This window comes from Selenomonas sp. KH1T6 (genome assembly GCF_900108415.1).
In the GTDB taxonomy this organism is placed as follows: domain Bacteria; phylum Bacillota; class Negativicutes; order Selenomonadales; family Selenomonadaceae; genus Selenomonas_B; species Selenomonas_B ruminantium_A.
In genome coordinates, this window is record NZ_FNWN01000001.1 from 156163 (window position 1) to 173193 (window position 17031).

Annotated in this window: 17 protein-coding genes; 2 read left to right on the forward strand and 15 right to left on the reverse strand. The window is 52.4% G+C overall.

The window, feature by feature from the left end:
- Nucleotides 1-36: 36 nt before the first annotated feature.
- The 4 genes from BLW59_RS00730 to BLW59_RS00740 form a co-directional block, all read right to left on the reverse strand.
- A complete protein-coding gene (locus BLW59_RS00730; RefSeq protein ID WP_318258188.1) occupies nucleotides 37-1290 on the reverse strand; it encodes an NRAMP family divalent metal transporter in 1254 nt (417 codons plus the stop codon).
- Nucleotides 1291-1314: 24 nt separating this feature from the next.
- Complete coding sequence (locus tag BLW59_RS00735; RefSeq protein WP_081348314.1) at nucleotides 1315-2070, reverse strand: LamB/YcsF family protein; 756 nt, start codon at nucleotides 2068-2070, stop codon at nucleotides 1315-1317.
- Nucleotides 2071-2354: 284 nt separating this feature from the next.
- Nucleotides 2355-2507 (reverse strand): hypothetical protein, encoded by a 153-nt coding sequence (locus tag BLW59_RS17915; RefSeq protein ID WP_217634591.1) that lies wholly within the window; start codon nucleotides 2505-2507, stop codon nucleotides 2355-2357.
- Between the two features lie 248 nt (nucleotides 2508-2755).
- The gene (locus tag BLW59_RS00740; RefSeq protein WP_029544058.1) at nucleotides 2756-2974 is read right to left on the reverse strand and encodes a hypothetical protein; all 219 of its coding nucleotides are present in this window, start codon (nucleotides 2972-2974) and stop codon (nucleotides 2756-2758) included.
- A gap of 449 nt (nucleotides 2975-3423) precedes the next feature.
- Here BLW59_RS00740 and BLW59_RS00745 point away from each other — a divergent pair, with 449 nt between their 5' ends.
- Entirely contained in the window at nucleotides 3424-5187 is a 1764-nt protein-coding gene (locus BLW59_RS00745; protein WP_074695346.1) for a diguanylate cyclase, read from the forward strand.
- A 153-nt stretch (nucleotides 5188-5340) separates the two neighbouring features.
- Here the strand turns inward: BLW59_RS00745 and BLW59_RS00750 are convergent, their stop codons facing one another.
- From BLW59_RS00750 to glpA, 6 genes are all read right to left on the reverse strand, one after another.
- On the reverse strand, nucleotides 5341-6108 hold the full coding sequence (locus BLW59_RS00750; RefSeq protein ID WP_074695348.1) for an MIP/aquaporin family protein: 768 nt from the start codon (nucleotides 6106-6108) through the stop codon (nucleotides 5341-5343).
- A gap of 112 nt (nucleotides 6109-6220) precedes the next feature.
- Nucleotides 6221-7723: a glycerol kinase GlpK gene (gene glpK / locus BLW59_RS00755; RefSeq protein ID WP_029544063.1), complete on the reverse strand. Its 1503-nt coding sequence runs from the start codon at nucleotides 7721-7723 to the stop codon at nucleotides 6221-6223.
- 111 nt (nucleotides 7724-7834) lie between these two features.
- Nucleotides 7835-8143, reverse strand: coding sequence for a PTS lactose transporter subunit IIB (locus BLW59_RS00760; RefSeq protein ID WP_029544064.1), 309 nt, complete (start codon nucleotides 8141-8143; stop codon nucleotides 7835-7837).
- Nucleotides 8144-8209: 66 nt separating this feature from the next.
- Nucleotides 8210-9436: an anaerobic glycerol-3-phosphate dehydrogenase subunit C gene (locus tag BLW59_RS00765; RefSeq protein ID WP_029544066.1), complete on the reverse strand. Its 1227-nt coding sequence runs from the start codon at nucleotides 9434-9436 to the stop codon at nucleotides 8210-8212.
- 21 nt (nucleotides 9437-9457) lie between these two features.
- A complete protein-coding gene (gene glpB / locus BLW59_RS00770; RefSeq protein WP_029544067.1) occupies nucleotides 9458-10705 on the reverse strand; it encodes an anaerobic glycerol-3-phosphate dehydrogenase subunit GlpB in 1248 nt (415 codons plus the stop codon).
- On the reverse strand, nucleotides 10702-12315 hold the full coding sequence (gene glpA / locus BLW59_RS00775) for an anaerobic glycerol-3-phosphate dehydrogenase subunit GlpA (RefSeq protein WP_074695350.1): 1614 nt from the start codon (nucleotides 12313-12315) through the stop codon (nucleotides 10702-10704). Before glpA ends, glpB begins: the two co-directional genes overlap by 4 nt.
- 400 nt (nucleotides 12316-12715) lie before the next feature.
- Here glpA and BLW59_RS00780 point away from each other — a divergent pair, with 400 nt between their 5' ends.
- Nucleotides 12716-13033, forward strand: coding sequence for a helix-turn-helix domain-containing protein (locus BLW59_RS00780; RefSeq protein ID WP_074695352.1), 318 nt, complete (start codon nucleotides 12716-12718; stop codon nucleotides 13031-13033).
- Between the two features lie 40 nt (nucleotides 13034-13073).
- Here the strand turns inward: BLW59_RS00780 and hisA are convergent, their stop codons facing one another.
- From hisA to hisG, 5 genes are read right to left on the reverse strand one after another with little or no spacing between them, the layout of a single operon-like run.
- Complete coding sequence (gene hisA, locus BLW59_RS00785) at nucleotides 13074-13799, reverse strand: 1-(5-phosphoribosyl)-5-[(5-phosphoribosylamino)methylideneamino]imidazole-4-carboxamide isomerase (protein ID WP_074695354.1); 726 nt, start codon at nucleotides 13797-13799, stop codon at nucleotides 13074-13076.
- A 13-nt stretch (nucleotides 13800-13812) separates the two neighbouring features.
- The gene (gene hisH / locus BLW59_RS00790; protein ID WP_074695356.1) at nucleotides 13813-14421 is read right to left on the reverse strand and encodes an imidazole glycerol phosphate synthase subunit HisH; all 609 of its coding nucleotides are present in this window, start codon (nucleotides 14419-14421) and stop codon (nucleotides 13813-13815) included.
- Nucleotides 14421-15011 (reverse strand): imidazoleglycerol-phosphate dehydratase HisB, encoded by a 591-nt coding sequence (gene hisB, locus BLW59_RS00795; RefSeq protein ID WP_029544074.1) that lies wholly within the window; start codon nucleotides 15009-15011, stop codon nucleotides 14421-14423. The genes hisH and hisB overlap by 1 nt, the downstream gene beginning before the upstream one ends.
- A gap of 8 nt (nucleotides 15012-15019) precedes the next feature.
- Nucleotides 15020-16366 carry a histidinol dehydrogenase gene (gene hisD, locus BLW59_RS00800; protein ID WP_029544075.1) on the reverse strand — a complete coding sequence of 449 codons (1347 nt, stop codon included), beginning with the start codon at nucleotides 16364-16366 and terminating at the stop codon, nucleotides 15020-15022.
- Nucleotides 16363-17031, reverse strand: coding sequence for an ATP phosphoribosyltransferase (gene hisG / locus BLW59_RS00805; protein WP_029544077.1), 669 nt, complete (start codon nucleotides 17029-17031; stop codon nucleotides 16363-16365). Before hisG ends, hisD begins: the two co-directional genes overlap by 4 nt.

Here is a 17031-nt window from a genome sequence, read left to right on the forward strand (position 1 = left end):
AGATTCCCTATGCAGGTAACCCCCTAAAATCATGATTCAGGCAAACAGCTTAGGCAGCTGGGTAGTCACAGCCATGATTCCCATATAGGCTGTCATAAGAACTACCACTGCGCCAAATACCGTCATCCAAACAGGGTGCTTGTAATCCCCAACAATTTTCTTGTTGTAGGCAGCAAACAACATGACACCCAAAGCTATGGGCAAAATCAAGCCGTTCAGTGTGCCTACCAGTATCAAGACATTCACCGGTCTGCCGATAAAGGAGAATACCAGTGTGGAGAACAAGATGAAGGCAATGACCACATAGCGGTAATTGCTGTCTATGTACGAAGAGAAGGAACGCAGGAATGATACAGACGTATATGCTGCACCAATAACAGAGGAAATTGCAGCAGCCCACATGACAATGCCGAAAATCCTGTAGCCGGCTTCGCCTACTGCCAGCCTGAAGACCGAAGCAGGAGGATTGGCTGGGTCAAGCTGCATCCCCGCAGCCAGCACACCAAAAGTTGCCAGGAAAAGCACCACGCGCATAACACCGGTAACACATACACCTGTAACCGCACTGCGGGTAATCTGTGGCAAAGCCTCCTTGCCTGTCACTCCGGCATCTACCAGCCTGTGTCCACCGGAAAAGGTTATATAGCCTCCCACGGTGCCACCAACCAAAGTCACAATAGCCATCGTATCAATAGTATCAGGGAAAACAGATTTAATGGCTGCCTCCCCAATAGGCGGAGCCGAGCTGATGGCCACATAGACAGTAAGTACAATCATAATAAATCCGGCTGCCAACGTAAACTTGTCCATAATCCGTCCTGCTTCCTTGATGAGGAAGATGGAAATAGCAATACCTGCACTAACGGCAGCCCCAAGTATGGGATCAATATCAAACATGACATTGAATCCCAGGCCTGCTCCAGCCACATTGCCTATATTGAAAGCCAAGCCACCCATGACAATCAACAATGAAACAACATATCCCAGTCCCGGAAACACCATATTGGCCACATCCTGGCCACGTTTCCCGGAAATACCAATCACGCGCCAAACGTTTAACTGAGCTCCCACATCAAGAATGATGGATAGCAGAATAACAAAGCCAAAGCTTGCCATCAGCTGCTGGGTAAAAACCGTAGTCTGGGTCAAAAAGCCGGGGCCAATGGAAGAAGTTGCCATCAGGAAAGCTGCACCCATCAATAATGACCAGTTGAATTTGACTTTCTTTTCCTCGCCAGTTCCTTTCTCCGCAGCCAGGACTTCTTCTGGTACAGTCATCGTGTTTTTCATTTTCATGCACCTCCATCAATTCCCTTAAGGACAACTTCCCACCTTGATACCCGCTGTTTCCAAAGCTGCCCGTATTCTTTTGGCAAAGGCCAGGGCTTTTGCACCATCACCATGAACACAGATAGTATCGGCCTTGACAGGGATAAGCTTGCCACTGGCAGTTCTTGCCTGCCCTTCCCCAGCCATAGCCAGTGCCTGTGCGACGGCCTCTTCCTCATCCTCCAGCAAAGCACCTGGCTGACTTCTGGGAGTCAGGCTTCCATCTTCCTGATAGCTTCTGTCTGCAAACACCTCACTGGCAGTTTTTAGTCCCTTGGCCTTTCCAGCCTTGATAAGCTCGCTTCCAGCCAGGCCATATAGTATAAGATTCTTGTCAGCGTCATAAACCGCAGCCGCTATAGCATCTGACAGCTCCCTGTCCTTGGCAGCCATATTGTATAAAGCACCATGCGGCTTGACGTGATGCAGCTTGAGCCCCTGAGCTGAGACAAAAGCCCCCAATGCCCCCACCTGATAAAGCACTATACTGTATGCCTCCTCAGGTGAAACCGCCATTTTTCGTCTGCCAAAGCCGACTAAATCCTGAAGTCCCGGATGAGCCCCCACCGCCACCCCATGTTGCCTGGCCAGTGCCACTGTCCTCTGCATAACCAGCGGATCACCTGCATGAAAGCCGCAGGCAATATTAGCTGAACTCACCACTTGAAGTATTTCCTCATCGTGCCCCAGTGTATACGCTCCAAAGCTTTCCCCCAGATCGCTATTCAAATCTATGACCAATAAAATCCCCTCCTTTCAAAAAAAGCCGACAGGTTGTGCAGAATAGATTCCTGCTCCTGTCGGCCCCATTGCCATAATTTGCAGCTATTGAAGATTCATTGCCAGTACCTGTACTGGGCTATGCAAACAAAAAGTGCCTGACAACAGAAATATGATACTTCTGTCATCAAGCACCTTTGCTTGTTGAAATATTATGTGGCTAATTTTATCCTTCATCCTTACTGTTGTCAAGCTGATACCGACACTTATACTGTATACACAGATGTACGTAATCACTGTTTGTTTTATATTGAGCATCTTACGATGCATTTGAATGGAGCAATCGGCTTCATGCAGGGAAAGCTTGGCCGGGTCATAACCAGCACAGGAAATACCTGTCCTTGGCCAGCAGTCTTATTCATTGCCTTGTCAAATCCTATTTTCTTTGCATTTTTCATGACAATCGCTCCTTCTGAGTTTCGTATATTTTTTCATCAGTTACTATAATATACGACTCTGGAGGGATTTCATTACAGACCACTGAGATAATCATCAGAACCATCATCAGCATATCAGGCAAGAAAATCACCTTTGGGACTATGGCTGTGTAAGAAATGCGGACTTATTTTCTTTTCCTGATACCACAAAAAGCCGCCTTTTGACTTCCATCAACAGGCGGCTTTTCTATACGTATGTAGTCCAAGACTTAGTTCTGGCCGAATCTCTCCTGAAGAACTGCCAAAACCTCTGCCGGATTCAAGCCCTTGCCAACAATGAAGTTTGCTACTTCCTCATTCTTGCTGGCAGCAGCAGCCTTCTCAACTTTAGCTAATTCGTCCTTCAAAGCCTTGAGCTGTGCAGTCTTAGTCTCGATTTTTGCCTTGATTGCCTCGATTTTCTGATCGTAATTAACCTGACGTGCCATTAAAAATTCCTCCCTAATAATAAATGATTTTGGGTATACCTTGCAAAACACAGATATTTTTAAATCATGATTTTCATTTTTAATTTTACACATATAATCAGGAAAAATCAAGACTATTCAGCAATTAAAATAATATTTTATGATGGTGAACGTCATATTTACAAGTTATTCTTTTCAAAGATCGCTGTCGCACACAGATCTATGCACGGACGTTCAGCATTCAGTTCTATGTCAAATCTCCCCCACATGAAGGATATTCCTGCTTCAAGTCGAAATCTATAGTAGGAGAAAAACACTGTTACCTTAAAATCAAACCTCTGCCCTGCAGGGCAGGCTATCTACCTACAAGTATATAAGGAGGCAGCACCATGGTCAAATTCTACGACTACTACAGGACAAACAGCCTACATTTTACCTCAGTTCAGACCTGCTGAAGAGGTGCAAAATCTATGATCCAGAGAAAATATACTTTCCACTCATTTGACGAAATGGAAAAAATCATATCTGCGATAACCGCCAGTGAATACTATACAAAGGCCTCGGGAGTCCTTTTGCAGCTTTATAATCCTAAGATAAACATTAATGACACGCAGATTGTCGAGCGTATCAGTTCAAAATGCAGCAAAGCCTGCCTGGTAGGAATTACCTGCGCCAATATAGCAGATGAAAGATTTGATATCAAGGATAGACCTGTAGAACTTAATGCTACCTTCTTCAGGACTACCAGGCTCTTGGCACTTGATTTTGACATGGACACCGAAACAGGTTTTGATGCCGGGCGTTTGGCACACCATCAACTTCAGGGCATCCCTGATGCCAGGTGCATCCTGATCTGCTATTCCTGCGGCTGCACAGCTATAACAGCTTTCATCAATGAAATCAGCCACCATGACCTTCCCATTTTTGGAGCAAAAGCTGGCCGCAGCATCAGGGCTCTCAATACTGCTCTGGTATATGGCAGGAAAGCACGTGCCAATGGCATAGTTGCTGTTATCTTTGCAGGCGATGATTTGCGCCTGTACATGGACAACTGCCTCGGCTTCAAGGAAATCGGCTTGCAAATGCTGGTAACAAAGACAGAAGGCGACCACATCATTTCAGAAATAGACCACAAACCAGCCACTGAAGTTTATTCCAAATATCTGAACGTAACCCCTAACAGTTATTTCGTCCACAATGTTTGTGAGTTTCCTCTGATCTTCCACAGAAAAAACTGTTCCCTGGCCAGAGTGCCTTCTAATTTCGGAGAAGATGGTTCCATTTACTTCACTGCCGATGTAGTGAAAGGCGAAACCTTCAGGCTTTCTTACGGAAACCCTAACAATCTTATGCAGATCATTGACCAGTCGGTCAACGGCCTCAAAAGATTTCATCCCGAGGCCGTATTTTTGTTCGAATGCGGGAACAGGATAAGATTCCTCAAGGATCAGGCCAGCCGTGAAACCGACAGCTTCAGAGAAAATTCTCCAGAGCTATCCGTTGCCATTGGCTATGCAGAACTCTTCTATTCCCCGGACGGGGGAGGAGGATCTCTGACCAGTGCGCTGGTAGCAGTAGGGCTTGCTGAAAATCCCTCCACAAAAGATGAGTTCCACATCTGCATAGACTTCGTTGGGAAAGACAGTCCTCCAGAGGAGGAAGAGCGGGAGTACATCCCCTTTGTGGATAGGATTCTCCATTTCCTTGAAACCACCTCCATCGAACTCGACCAGCGCAACAGAGAACTGGGCAGGATTGCCTACACTGATCGTCTGACCCGCATTTATAATCGCTGGGAACTTGAAAACAAGATCACGGACATACTGAAGCTTCATGAAGATGATTTGGCTCCTGTTTCCCTGATTTTTATGGATATCGATCACTTCAAACTGGTCAATGACACCTACGGCCATGATGTTGGGGACATGGTTTTGCGGGAAACGGTTGATCTCATCAGGGATAATCTGCAGCCACAGCATGTCTTTGGACGTTGGGGCGGTGAGGAATTCCTCTATGCCCTGCCGGACACCAGCCTTGAAGAAGCCAAATCCTTTGCTGAAAACCTCAGAATGCAGGTTGAAAAAAACTGCTACAGGGTGGTAAAACACGTGACCATGAGTTTCGGTGTCACCAGCGTTGCCAAAGATGATGATATGGATTCCTTAGTCAAAAGGGCTGACCAAGCGCTATATATGGCTAAAGAAGGCGGCAGAAACCAGGTTATAGGAATTTAGTGATGTACGCTGAGACAGACGGGCAAAAAGAGACTATCAAAAACACCGTAGATGAGAGTAAAATAACTGTCGTGGACCATTTCAAAAAGCCTGCTCGCGTTGAGCAGGCTTTTCTTAAAGAGCAATGATGTTTTGGTTGGAACTAAGTTTGGCTTAGTGGAAGTAGCCCAGAGCGCTGCAAACCACATAGGAAAGGGTTGCGCCAAGCAGGGGGCCTACCACAGGAACCCAGGCATACTCCCAGTCAGAGCCGCCCTTGCCCGGGATGGGCAGGATAGCATGAGCGATGCGGGGACCGAGGTCACGAGCAGGGTTCATAGCATAACCGGTGGGGCCGCCGAGAGAGAGGCCAAGAGCCACGATGAGCATGCCTACGATGTAGGGGCCATAGCCGTTGCCCAGGAAGGTATTGGCAGCAGTCTCTGCGCTGTAGCCGAAGCAGGAAGAGAAAGTCATCCAGATGAGGAACATCAGGAAGAAAGTAGCGCTGATCTCGGTGAGGAGAGCCGGGCCCATCTTGCGGATAGCAGGAGCCGTGCTGAAGATACCGAGCTTAGCGGCAGGATCAGAAGTCTCTTCCCAATGAGCAAGGTAAGTGAGCCATACAATGGTAGCACCCACGATGCCGCCCAAGATCTGCACCAGAGAAGTAGTGATGAACTGGCCGAAGGTGTAAACACCTGCAAAGGTCTTGGCAAGAGTAACTGCCGGGTTCAGGTCAGCCTGAGGAGCGCCGAAGGTAGTAGCGGTGAAGACACCGAAAGTAACGCCGAAGCCCCATCCGAAGGCTATGCAGATCCACCCGCCGCCTACACCTTTGGACTTGTTGAGCGTAAGGTTGGCGCAAACGCCGCAGCCCAGTACCAGGAGGACCATAGTCCCCAAGAACTCGCCTAAAAGGTTTTCAGAACCTGTTACCATGTGAATCCCTCTTTCTTTAGATAATAGTATGATTACTTGATATATTATCCCAGAGGGAGAGGAGTCCCCTCCCCCTCTGAGAAATATCCCTTCTCAAGCGGGGAGTTTTTTCTTACTCCTCGTCATCCAGCCAATGCATGGAATGCTTGACTGCCTTGCGCCAGCCCTTGTAGAGGCGGTCGGACTCTTCTTTGTCCATGGAGGGCTCGAAGCGGGTATCCAGCTTCCAGGCATCCTTGACTTCTTCCTTGCTGCTCCAGACACCCACAGCCAGGCCTGCCAGATAGCAAGCACCGAGAGCGGTGGTTTCGATGATCTGCGGACGGTCAACAGGAACGCCCAGCAGGTCTGCCTGGAACTGCATCATGAGGTTGTTGGCGCAAGCGCCGCCGTCAACCTTCAGAGCCTGCAGCTTCTCGCCGGAATCTGCTTCCATGGCATCCAGCACATCGCGGGTCTGATAAGCCAGGGAGTCGAGAGTTGCGCGGACGATATGAGCCTTGGTGGTGCCGCGGGTGATACCGATGATGGTGCCGCGGGCATTCTGATCCCAGTACGGAGCGCCCAAGCCCACGAAAGCAGGAACTACATACACACCAGCGGTGTCCTTGACCTTCTTGGCCACCCATTCGGAATCCGGAGCGGAGTCAACCAAGCGGATGCCGTCGCGGAGCCACTGGATTGCGGAGCCAGCCACGAAGATGGAACCTTCAAGAGCATACTCAACTTTGCCATCCAAGCCCCAGGCAATGGTGGTGACCAGGCCGTTCTTGGATTTCTTTATATCTGTACCAGTATTCATGAGCATGAAGCAGCCAGTGCCATAGGTGTTCTTAGCCATGCCCGGCTCGAAGCAGTTCTGGCCGAAGAGAGCAGCCTGCTGGTCGCCGGCGGCGCCTGCCACGGGGATAGCAGCGCCGAGGACAGAGGGAACAGTCTCACCATAGATGCAGCTGGAGGGCTTAACCTCAGGCAGCATAGCAGCAGGCACATTGAGATATTCCATGAGCTGCTTGTCCCACTCAAGGGTGTTGATGTTGTAGATCATGGTACGGGAAGCGTTGGAGTAGTCGGTGACATGAGCCTTGCCGCCGGTGAGCTTCCAGATAAGCCAGGTATCAATAGTACCGAAAGCCAACTCGCCGTTCTCGGCTCTCTTCTGTGCGCCCTCTACATGATCCAGGATCCAGCGAATCTTGGTGCCGGAGAAGTAAGCATCAATCGTGAGACCCGTCTTATCCTTAACCTCATCCACGAGGCCCTTTGCCTTCATCTCCTCAGCAATGGGAGCGGTCTGACGGGACTGCCATACGATGGCGTTATAAATGGGGCGGCTGGTCTTCTTATCCCAAACCACTGTAGTCTCGCGCTGGTTGGTGATACCGATGGCAGCGATGTCGCTGGCCACCAGGCCGGACTGCTCAAGAGCTTCTTTCATGACGGTGACCATGGTGCTCCAGATTTCCTCTGCATCATGCTCAACCCAGCCCGGCTCCGGGAAGTACTGGGTGAATTCCTTCTGGGAAACGCCGACCACTTTCGAGTTGCGGTCAAAGATGATTGCGCGGTTGGAAGTAGTACCTGCATCCAGAGCCATTACATACTGTTTTGCCATGTTGAAAACCTCTTTCTATTGATTATTTTAAGAAAATTCCGGGTACACCTGGGGTGTTCCCCGGGGTGCCAAGCCCTGGGCGTGAATCACGCCCGGACCTGATAAGCAGTCTTAATAGTCGCCCACGATTTTCTGAGCGAGGTCAAGAATCTTGTCTGCATCGATGTTGGCATAGAGATCCTTAGGAATCACCGCAGACTTCACATTGGGATACTTCACCTGAATCTCAGGAAGCTCAAAGGAAGACTGAGGAGCCAGGAGGAGCACGTCTGCAAATTCTGCAGCCTGCTTCACCTCATTCACCGGATAGAAGCTGACCGAACAGGGATAACCGAGACGGGCTGCTTCACTCTCCATACGGCGTACCAGCATATTGGTGGATACGCCAGCGGAGCAGAGCAAAACAATTCTACGAACCATTTTAAAACTCCTTTCACTTGTGGCTTTAGAAACTTCCTTTCGGAAAGTTTCCAGGACCTGCCAGCATTACTTCTGGTAAGCCCTTGCTAATATTTCAATCGGGTGGCAGGTTTTAGCCTGCGTCCCGTGATTGATCTGCATACGGCAGGTACCACAGTCACAGATGACCTCATTGGCCCCGCTGAGCTTGATGCGTTCAAAGAGTTTCTCGCCAATCTTCATGGAAATATCATATTTATCTTTCTTGAAGCCGTAGTTGCCGGAGATGCCGCAGCAACCTGCATCGGCCTTCTCCACCTTCACCCCAGGCACCTGGCCAAGGATGTCATAGGCAGGAGTGCCGAAGCCCTGGGACTTCAAGTGGCAGGGCACATGATAGAGCAATTCCTCATTCACAGCCGTGAAGCTGGTGTTGAGCTCGCCCTTCTGTTCAAGAATTTCCAGATACTCAAAGGCATCGTACACATTCTGGGCTGCCTCGTGCATTTCCTCTTCATCGAAGAGCTCTGCATACTCCTGCTTCAGCATGAGTGAGCAGCTGGTGCAGCAGGCCACCACAGGAATGCCCTTCTTCTTCCACTCCAGGATGCGGCTTACATTATTATGGGCATGCTCATGGGCCTCATCAAGGTAGCCCGTGACCACCATGGGAGAACCGCAGCAGTTGAACTGCTCGTCAATGAGCACTTCGATGCCGTTGGCCTGCATGACTTTCACGAAAGCCACCCCCACCTGGGGCTCGTTATCATTGATATAGCAGCCAGGGTAGAAGACCACCTTCTTGTCGGAAGGCTTCTGGCTCATGCCCTTGAACAGCTGGTAGAAAGTCTTGTCAGCATAGGCTGGCATATTGCGCTCACCGGCAATGCCCATCATGCCGAACATGCCCAAGGCCTTGCCGATCTTCATGCCCAGGTTGGCAAAAGTGGCACCAAAGGGCATCATGCGCACAAGCTTGGCCATGCGCTCGCCATGAGCCAGCATCTCATCCCTCTGTGAATGGGGATTGTGCCTGTAATATTCTGCCCGCTGAAGCATATTGAGAGTGGACACCGCTACCCCGGAGGGGCAGGCACGGTCACAGGATTTGCAGTTGGAGCAGAAATCAAGGCTGTCCTCGTAGTCATCCTGGGAGAAGTGCATGCGGCCATGGGCAGGGCCCACCAGTTTCGGACCGCGGTACTCCTTGGAAGCTTCCATCACCGGGCAGCTTGACATGCAGGAGGTGCAGGACAGGCAGTGGTCGGCTGTATAAACTGCTTTTTCTTCTTCAAAAATCTTTTCTTCGCTCATTCTTCCGGACTCTCCCTTCCCTTACATCTGTGCGGCTTTATAGCCGGAAGCCAGAGCCACGCCATTGCCGGAATGCTCGAAGCAAAGATCGTAGCCACCCAGGTCACGTCCGACAACATACACATTTTCAAGCACAAGCTTGCCATTTTCATCTACAGGACGAAGATTTTCGTCCGTAAGCACGCCAGTCTTGGCATATCCCTGGGGCTTGTTGGAGAAAAGCTCTGCATTGCTCCAGTTTTCCTCGCCCTTGACGAAGAACACCGGCAGACCGAAGACCTCTTCCCTGGGCTGCTCGAAATCACGCATGGTGATGCCGCCGCTGTAGAAGCCGCCAGTAGCCAGGATGTACTTGTCAGCAGTGTAGACCTTCTGGCGGATACCTGCCTGGGCAATGACACCTGTGCAGCGTCCGCCCTCTTCCCTGGCACCGATGACCTTGGTGTTCTCAACGAATTCCACACCATTGTCCTTGAGTGCCTGACGGAAGATAGCCTGCAGGCGCAAGCCATTGGTGGAAGGCGGCAAGCCCGTGGTCTCCACCACATCGGTCTCCATGCGGCTGGCTACAGTGAGGTAGCAGGCATGGCCGCTGGTGCCCAGAATCTGGGGCACGATCAGCACCGTCTCAGTCTGGCCCTTGTAGCTCTTGAGCTGCTCCGTAAAGGAATCCACTCCCTTGGGAGTATCCAGCCAGCGGGCTACGTCCAAAATAGTCAGGTCACGGCCGCCCTCAATGCCCGTATCAATTTCCACGGATTCATAGGAGAGCTCCTCCCCCATGGCCTTCTTGAGGTTCTGGATCATGATATCTGCGTAAAAGTCCTTGAGGCCTTTCACGCCAACAACCACGACCTTCTTCTTGCCCACAAAGGACTCGCTGCCGGACAGGGAATGGGGTGCCAGGCAGGTGGGCTTCAGGGTGCCCACAGCCGTGGGAACCATCATCTGGCTGTTCAGTGAGCCGTGATAGGGCAGGTGATATTTCTTGGCAAAGGCACAGAAGAACTCCACAGCCTTCTCCACATAATCCGCCCCAATCTTGCTGTACGGATGGTCAGCAGGCAGACTCTTGATTCCCTCAAGGGGTGATTTCACAGCCTTGTGCTCATCATCAAAGGCTAAAATATCGATAAGCCCGCTATTCAATGAAAGGGAGCTGGCGCCATAGGTCAAAAGCGTCACAGACTTGCCCTGCTGTGCGCTGGCGAGAGCAGCCGTCATGCCGGCCACCCCGCTGCCTATGACTATGACATCTGAATGCTTCATTCCTTTTCTCCCCCATTCACGTTAAATGATAATTCGTAGAGTGCCCTGGTCATTTCCATCTCACGGATGGTACGGCCCAGCAGCACAGGACGGATGCCCTTCCAGCGCCCCTGGAGGAACTCCTTCATCTGCCCCAGGGAATCCCGGGCAGCCTCATCCCTGCCCACCTTGGCAAAGACGCTGGCACTTCTGAGAGCGCAGAAATTAGCCTGGCAGGTGCCCATGCCCAAACGGGTACGGCGGCGGATATCGTTGATGCGGAAGCTGCTGAGCTCCTTGGCCATCTCCTCCACCTCGCCACGGGTGACGTTCTCGCACTCGCAGAGGAGTTCACGCTTCTCGGGATCCCTGGCCAAAGTCTCGGTGACCCTGGCAAAGCGCTCGGGGCCCAGACGGGTAGCGGCCAAATCCGTGCCGTAAGCCGGGAAATACTTCCGGGCTGCTTTCTTGGCCTCCTCAGAGACCTCAGGTACCAGCGGCTCTTCGGCAGTACGGCATTTTTCCTTGTTGCCCAGCTTGGCGCAGACCTGGTCTGCCATGCGCTCTGCCATGAGACGGTAGGTGGTGAACTTGCCGCCTACGATGGTGAACATGCCCTTCAGGCCGTCCTGCTTCTCGTGATCCACGATGGCGAAGCCGCGTGATGCGCCACGACCGGAAGCACCTCCGGGAGGCATGTAAAGAGGACGGGAACCGGCAAAGGCACGCAGCATGCGATAGTTGCGCAGATTCTCGAAGGTCATCTCACCAATGGAGAGCAGGTGCTCCACTTCCTCACGGGAAGTGCTGGTGTCCTCAGCGCTGGGCACGCTCATGGAAGTGGTGCCCAGGATGGTGATGGAACCATGAGGCACGAAGATATCACCATCGGAAGACTTGTGCAGGCGGTTCACCACATGATTGGTGATGCGCTGGTTGAAAGCAATCAGGGTGCCCTTGTCAGGCTGCACGCCCACTTCCAGCTCTGCCAGCTCTGCCACCTTGCCAGCCCAGCCGCCAGCAGCATTCACCAGGATATCGCAGCCGATTTCGTACTCTTCCCCGGTGAAGTAATCACGGACCTTGATGCCGTGAACCTCGTTGTTTTCCTTGATGACGCCCACAACTTCCGTGTAGGTCTTCACCCTGCCGCCGTAGCGCTTGGCAGAATCCACATTCTGCCAGGACATGCGGAAGCCGTCAATGGCTGCATCCGGTACCAGGTAAGCGGAAACCACATGCTTGGACAGGAGAGGCTCCAGTTCAAACGCCTTGGCCAGCGTAATGGGGGTAGCCTCAATGCCGCTGTCCTTGCAGCCCTGCACCCACTGCTGCTCATAGTCAGGATCATCGCTGTCCAGGCGGACGAACATGCCGCCGGAAGCCTCCACACAGGATCTGCCAATCTTGCGCAGGATCATATTTTCCTCAATACACTCCCTGGCAGCTTCCTGATCCTTCACTGCATAGCGTCCACCGCTGTGCAGGAGCCCATGATAGCGGGAGCTGGCACCGTTCACCAGGTCCTGCTTCTCAACGAGCATGACATCCACGCCACGCATCGCCAAATCCCTCAGGATGCCTACGCCGGTAGCGCCGCCGCCGATAACAACGACTGTTGCTTTCTCCATCGTGAAACTCTCCTTTTTAAGCTCATTCTGACTGCCGCGGCCATAAACCGAGCAATCATTGCACCCTTCAAAATTTACACGCAATTTACGCTTCAATACAAAGAGTTTAGCTTTCGCTCTTAATTTATCATATTGGGCACGTTATGACATTTCTTAACGCATCCAACAACGATATTTCGTTTACAGTTATTACTATACAACATCAACTTTCATCCGTCAATACGAAAACGCATATTTTATTATGTTTTTTCGTGCTTGATAGTGTTTATCATAAAACACTCATAAAAATTCCTCTCAGTCCAGCTTTTTTTAATTTTGTCAAGTTTGCCCTTTATTTTTGCCAAATCTACGTCTATAATGAGATGCAGGACGATAATTAACAAGACAAGGAGGTATCCCCGTGACAAGAGAAGATTATGTAAAGTCCCTCATCAAGGCGCGGGGCTACACCTTCAAAGCCTTTGCCCAAGAAATAAATATGCCCTACACCACCCTCCTGTCCATCCTGAACGGCTCCATCGGCGGCGCCGCCATGGACAATGTGCTGCGCATCAGCCAGGCCCTGGACTTCACCATCGAGGAGCTGAACGATATCTCCAATCCCCCCAGGGAAAAGGGAAACACACAGGCAGACGATGACGAGGATTTGTTGAAGCTTATCCACAATCTTCCCGAAGACAAGAAACGCGCATTAAAAATACTGCTGACCAGCCATTGAGGCGGTCAGCAGTATTTTTATGATTTATCGTTTTTTCCTGTCAGGCTCCGGCCACAGCCAGAGCTTCTTTCAAATCCAGCGTATGCATATAGAGGGACTTGCCCAGGATAGCTCCAGCAATCCCCTCTTTTTCGTATGCCTTCAGAGCGCGTATATCCTCAATGCTCTTGACGCCGCCGGAGGCCACTACCTCCAGTCCGCTCCTCCTGGCCATTTCCACGGTGGCTTCTACATTCACCCCGGAGAGAGTTCCATCGCGGCTGATATCCGTGTAGATGATGGTCTTCACGCCGGCATCCGCCATCATCTTGCCCAGCACGGGTGCTTCCAGATTGCTGGTCTCAGCCCAGCCCTCCACTGCCACCATGCCGTCCTTGGCATCAATGCCCACTACCACCCTGTCGCCGTACTTCTCACAGGCAGCCTTGACCAAGGCCGGATCGTGGACTGCCACGGAGCCCAGGATAACCCGCCTGACTCCCAGGTCCAGGACTTTCTCAATATGCTCCAGGGTGCGGATGCCGCCCCCCAGCTCTACGGGAATCTTCACCTTCTCAAGAATTGCCTTCACCGTTGCCAGGTTTTGGGGCTTGCCCGCCCTGGCGCCGTCCAGGTCCACCAGATGCAGGAATTCCGCCCCCTGGCTCTCCCACTGGGCTGCCATCTCGGCAGGACTGTCAGAGAACACCGTCTCCTGGTCAAAGTCTCCCTTCAGGAGCCGCACACATTTGCCGCCCCGAATATCTATCGCCGGAAAAAGTTTCATGCCATGTCCCCTTTCACGCCTTGCGCTTCACGAAATTGCGCAATATCTGCAGGCCAGTCCTGCCAGACTTCTCCGGGTGGAACTGGGTAGCCTCCACCTTGCCCTGCTTCACAGAAGCTGTAAGCTCGCTGCCATAGTTGGTGATTGCTGTCACCACCTCAGCATCTTCCGGCACAGCATGGTAACTGTGGACGAAGTAAACATAGCTGTTGGCAGGCAATTCATCATACAAATCCGTGTTCTTTTCCTCAGCCAGTGCATTCCAGCCCATGTGAGGCACCTTCAGTCCCGGAGCCTCGATCTTCTTCACATGGCCTTTGATAATCCCCAGCCCCGGCACCCCGGGGCTTTCCTCGCTGTCCTCGAAGAGGATCTGCAGCCCTACGCAGATGCCCAGCAAAGGAACACCCACACTGATCCTTTCCTTAATAATTGGAATGAGGCCGGAACGGTTCAATTCCTTCATGCAATCCCCGAAGGCGCCTACTCCCGGCAGCACTATTTTCTCCGCCTGGCGGATCACCGCCTCGTCGCTGGTGATTTCCGCTTCTGCCCCTGCAGCCAGCAGTGCCTTGTGGACGCTGAAGAGGTTACCCACACCGTAGTCAACTATTGCTATCATTATAAGCTCCCTTTCGTCGAAGGCACACCCTGCACCCGGGGGTCTATGGACACGGCCTCTCGGAGGGCATGGCCCAGAGCCTTGAAGATGGCTTCCACCTTGTGGTGGGAATTGGTGCCATAGAGCACCTTCACATGCAGGGTCAGCCCTGCATTCACCGCCAAAGCCCGCAGGAATTCCTCTGTCAGTTCCGTATCATAGCCGCCGATCATGGGGGCCATTTCGCCACCATCGTAAACCAGGAACGGCCTGCCGCTGATATCAAGGGACACAAAGGCCAGCGCCTCGTCCATGGGCAGGTAGAAGGTGCCGTAACGCCTGATGCCGCGCTTGTCGCCCAAAGCTTTTTTCAGTGCCTGCCCCAGGGTAATGCCAATATCCTCTATGCTGTGGTGACCATCAACCTCCAGGTCCCCATCACAGCGCACCTCCAAATCAAAGAGGCCGTGAGCCTGGAAGAGGTTCAGCATGTGGTCAAAGAAGCCAATACCCGTATCTATGCAGCCCTCGCCCTTGCCGTCCAGATTCAATGACACCTTGACGGAAGTCTCCGCCGTATCGCGGGCCACTTCTGCCTGACGCTTATTCATCGATTCGCTCATTGCTTCTCCTCCCGGCGCAGCCTGATGGCATTGGCATGGGCATCAAGCCCTTCCGTCTCTGCAAGTCGTATGATGTCTTCGCTGACTGCCTGCAGGGCGGGCTGGGTGTAGGAAATAAGGCTCATGCGCTTCATGAAGGTTTCCACATTCAGCACGGAGTAATAACGGGCCGTGCCTCCCGTAGGCAGCACATGGTTCGGTCCCGCAAAGTAGTCACCCAGCGGCTCCGGAGAATAAGCTCCCAGGAACACCGCCCCTGCATGGCGCACATAAGGCAGCAACTGGAAGGGCTGCTCCGTCAGGAGCTCCATGTGCTCAGGCGCAGAGACATTGGCAAAGCTGACAGCCTGAAGCATATCTTCAGCAATGACAATGAGGCCGTTGCGTTCAAGGGAAGCCCGGGCAATCTCCTGCCTGGGCAGCTGCTGCAGCTGTTTCTCCGCCTCTGCCGCCACCTTCTCAGCCAGTGATTCATCATCAGTGATGACAATGCTGGAGGCCAGGGGGTCATGCTCCGCCTGGCTCAGCATATCTGCCGCCGTATAGCGCGGGTCGGCGCTCTTGTCTGCCACAATGAGGATTTCGCTGGGACCTGCCAGCATATCAATATCCACATGGCCGTAGACTTCCTTCTTGGCCAGGGTAACGAAGATATTGCCAGGGCCCGTGATTTTATCCACACGGGGAATGGTATTTGTACCAAAGGCCATGGCCGCAATGGCCTGGGCGCCGCCAATCTTGTAAATCTTGCTGACTCCTGCCAGCCTGGCAGCCACCAGCACATAGGGATTGATTTCCCCGTTCTTGGGCGGCACCATCATGATTATTTCCCCCACCCCTGCTACGGAGGCGGGAACTGCGTTCATAAGCACAGAGGAAGGATAAGCTGCCGTGCCCCCCGGCACGTAGATGCCTACCCTGTCCAAGGGAATCAGGGACTGGCCCAGGATAGAGCCCTGCTCCCTGTAAGTCATCCAGGAATTCGGCTTCTGCTCCTCATGATAGCGGCGCACATTGGCAGCAGCCTTCTTCAGGGATTCTACCACCTGAGGGTCTGCAGCCTTTTCTGCTGCTGCAAACTCTGCCTCCGTCACCAGGAAATCTTCCGGCGTAAGTTCCACCCTGTCGATAAGCTTGGTATAGCGGATAACCGCCTCATCCCCCTCGCGGCGCACATCGCCAACAATGCGGCGCACCAGCTCGGCAGCGGAAAGGTCCTCTCCAAAGAGCTGCTTATTGCCCTCCCGGATCTTGGGGCTCAGCTCCACCTCATCGAAGGCCTTCTTCTTCAGCATGGCCTCGATGGCGGCCGCTCCCAGTTCTTTTGCCCTGACTATCTTCATTTGCCTGCCTCCCCTGCTGCCATGACTTTCTTCAGTTCCTCCACCAAGGTGTGGATGCGCTGGAATTTCAGCTTGAAGCTCACCCTGTTGGCAATTAGGCGGGCTGTAGCGTCCATGATATAGGCGATTTCCTCCAAATCATTTTCCTTCAGGGTGGTCCCCGTCTCCACGATATCCACGATGCTCTCGGAAAGCCCCACTATGGGCCCCAGCTCGATGGAGCCGTTGAGCTTGATATACTCCATCTGCATGCCGTGGCGGGTGAAGAACATCTCGGCAATATGGGGGAACTTGGTAGCCACGCGGGTCTGGGCGTAATCCGTCAGCCGCTCCCGCTTTTCCTTGCGGGGCACCGCCATCATCACATGGCATTTGCCAAAGCCCAGGTCAAGGAGCTCATAGACATCCTTGCCGGACTCCACCAGCACATCCTTGCCAATGACCCCCAAATCCGCTGCCCCGTATTCCACATAAGTGGGCACATCAGCCGTCTTGGTGATGATGAAGCGAATCTTTTTTTCCTCATTTGTGATGACCAGCTTCCTGGATTTATCTGAAAGGCCTTCCGCCGTGTAGCCAATCTTCTCCAGCAGCTCTGCCGACAGGGAAAAGAGTTTTCCCTTGGGCAGGGCAATGGTCAAATAATCCTTGCTCTTTGCCAGCAT

Coding starts and splice junctions, on each gene's coding strand:
- hisD (WP_029544075.1), bottom strand. CDS start 16,366: ATGAAGATAGTCAGGGCAAAAGAACTGGGAGCGGCCGCCATCGAGGCC.
- BLW59_RS00730 (WP_318258188.1), bottom strand. CDS start 1,290: ATGAAAAACACGATGACTGTACCAGAAGAAGTCCTGGCTGCGGAGAAA.
- BLW59_RS17915 (WP_217634591.1), bottom strand. CDS start 2,507: ATGAAAAATGCAAAGAAAATAGGATTTGACAAGGCAATGAATAAGACT.
- glpB (WP_029544067.1), bottom strand. CDS start 10,705: ATGAAGCATTCAGATGTCATAGTCATAGGCAGCGGGGTGGCCGGCATG.
- glpA (WP_074695350.1), bottom strand. CDS start 12,315: ATGGAGAAAGCAACAGTCGTTGTTATCGGCGGCGGCGCTACCGGCGTA.
- BLW59_RS00765 (WP_029544066.1), bottom strand. CDS start 9,436: ATGAGCGAAGAAAAGATTTTTGAAGAAGAAAAAGCAGTTTATACAGCC.
- hisG (WP_029544077.1), bottom strand. CDS start 17,031: ATGCTGGCAAAGAGCAAGGATTATTTGACCATTGCCCTGCCCAAGGGA.
- hisB (WP_029544074.1), bottom strand. CDS start 15,011: ATGAATAAGCGTCAGGCAGAAGTGGCCCGCGATACGGCGGAGACTTCC.
- hisH (WP_074695356.1), bottom strand. CDS start 14,421: ATGATAGCAATAGTTGACTACGGTGTGGGTAACCTCTTCAGCGTCCAC.
- BLW59_RS00745 (WP_074695346.1), top strand. CDS start 3,424: ATGATCCAGAGAAAATATACTTTCCACTCATTTGACGAAATGGAAAAA.
- hisA (WP_074695354.1), bottom strand. CDS start 13,799: ATGAAACTTTTTCCGGCGATAGATATTCGGGGCGGCAAATGTGTGCGG.
- glpK (WP_029544063.1), bottom strand. CDS start 7,723: ATGGCAAAACAGTATGTAATGGCTCTGGATGCAGGTACTACTTCCAAC.
- BLW59_RS00750 (WP_074695348.1), bottom strand. CDS start 6,108: ATGGTAACAGGTTCTGAAAACCTTTTAGGCGAGTTCTTGGGGACTATG.
- BLW59_RS00740 (WP_029544058.1), bottom strand. CDS start 2,974: ATGGCACGTCAGGTTAATTACGATCAGAAAATCGAGGCAATCAAGGCA.
- BLW59_RS00760 (WP_029544064.1), bottom strand. CDS start 8,143: ATGGTTCGTAGAATTGTTTTGCTCTGCTCCGCTGGCGTATCCACCAAT.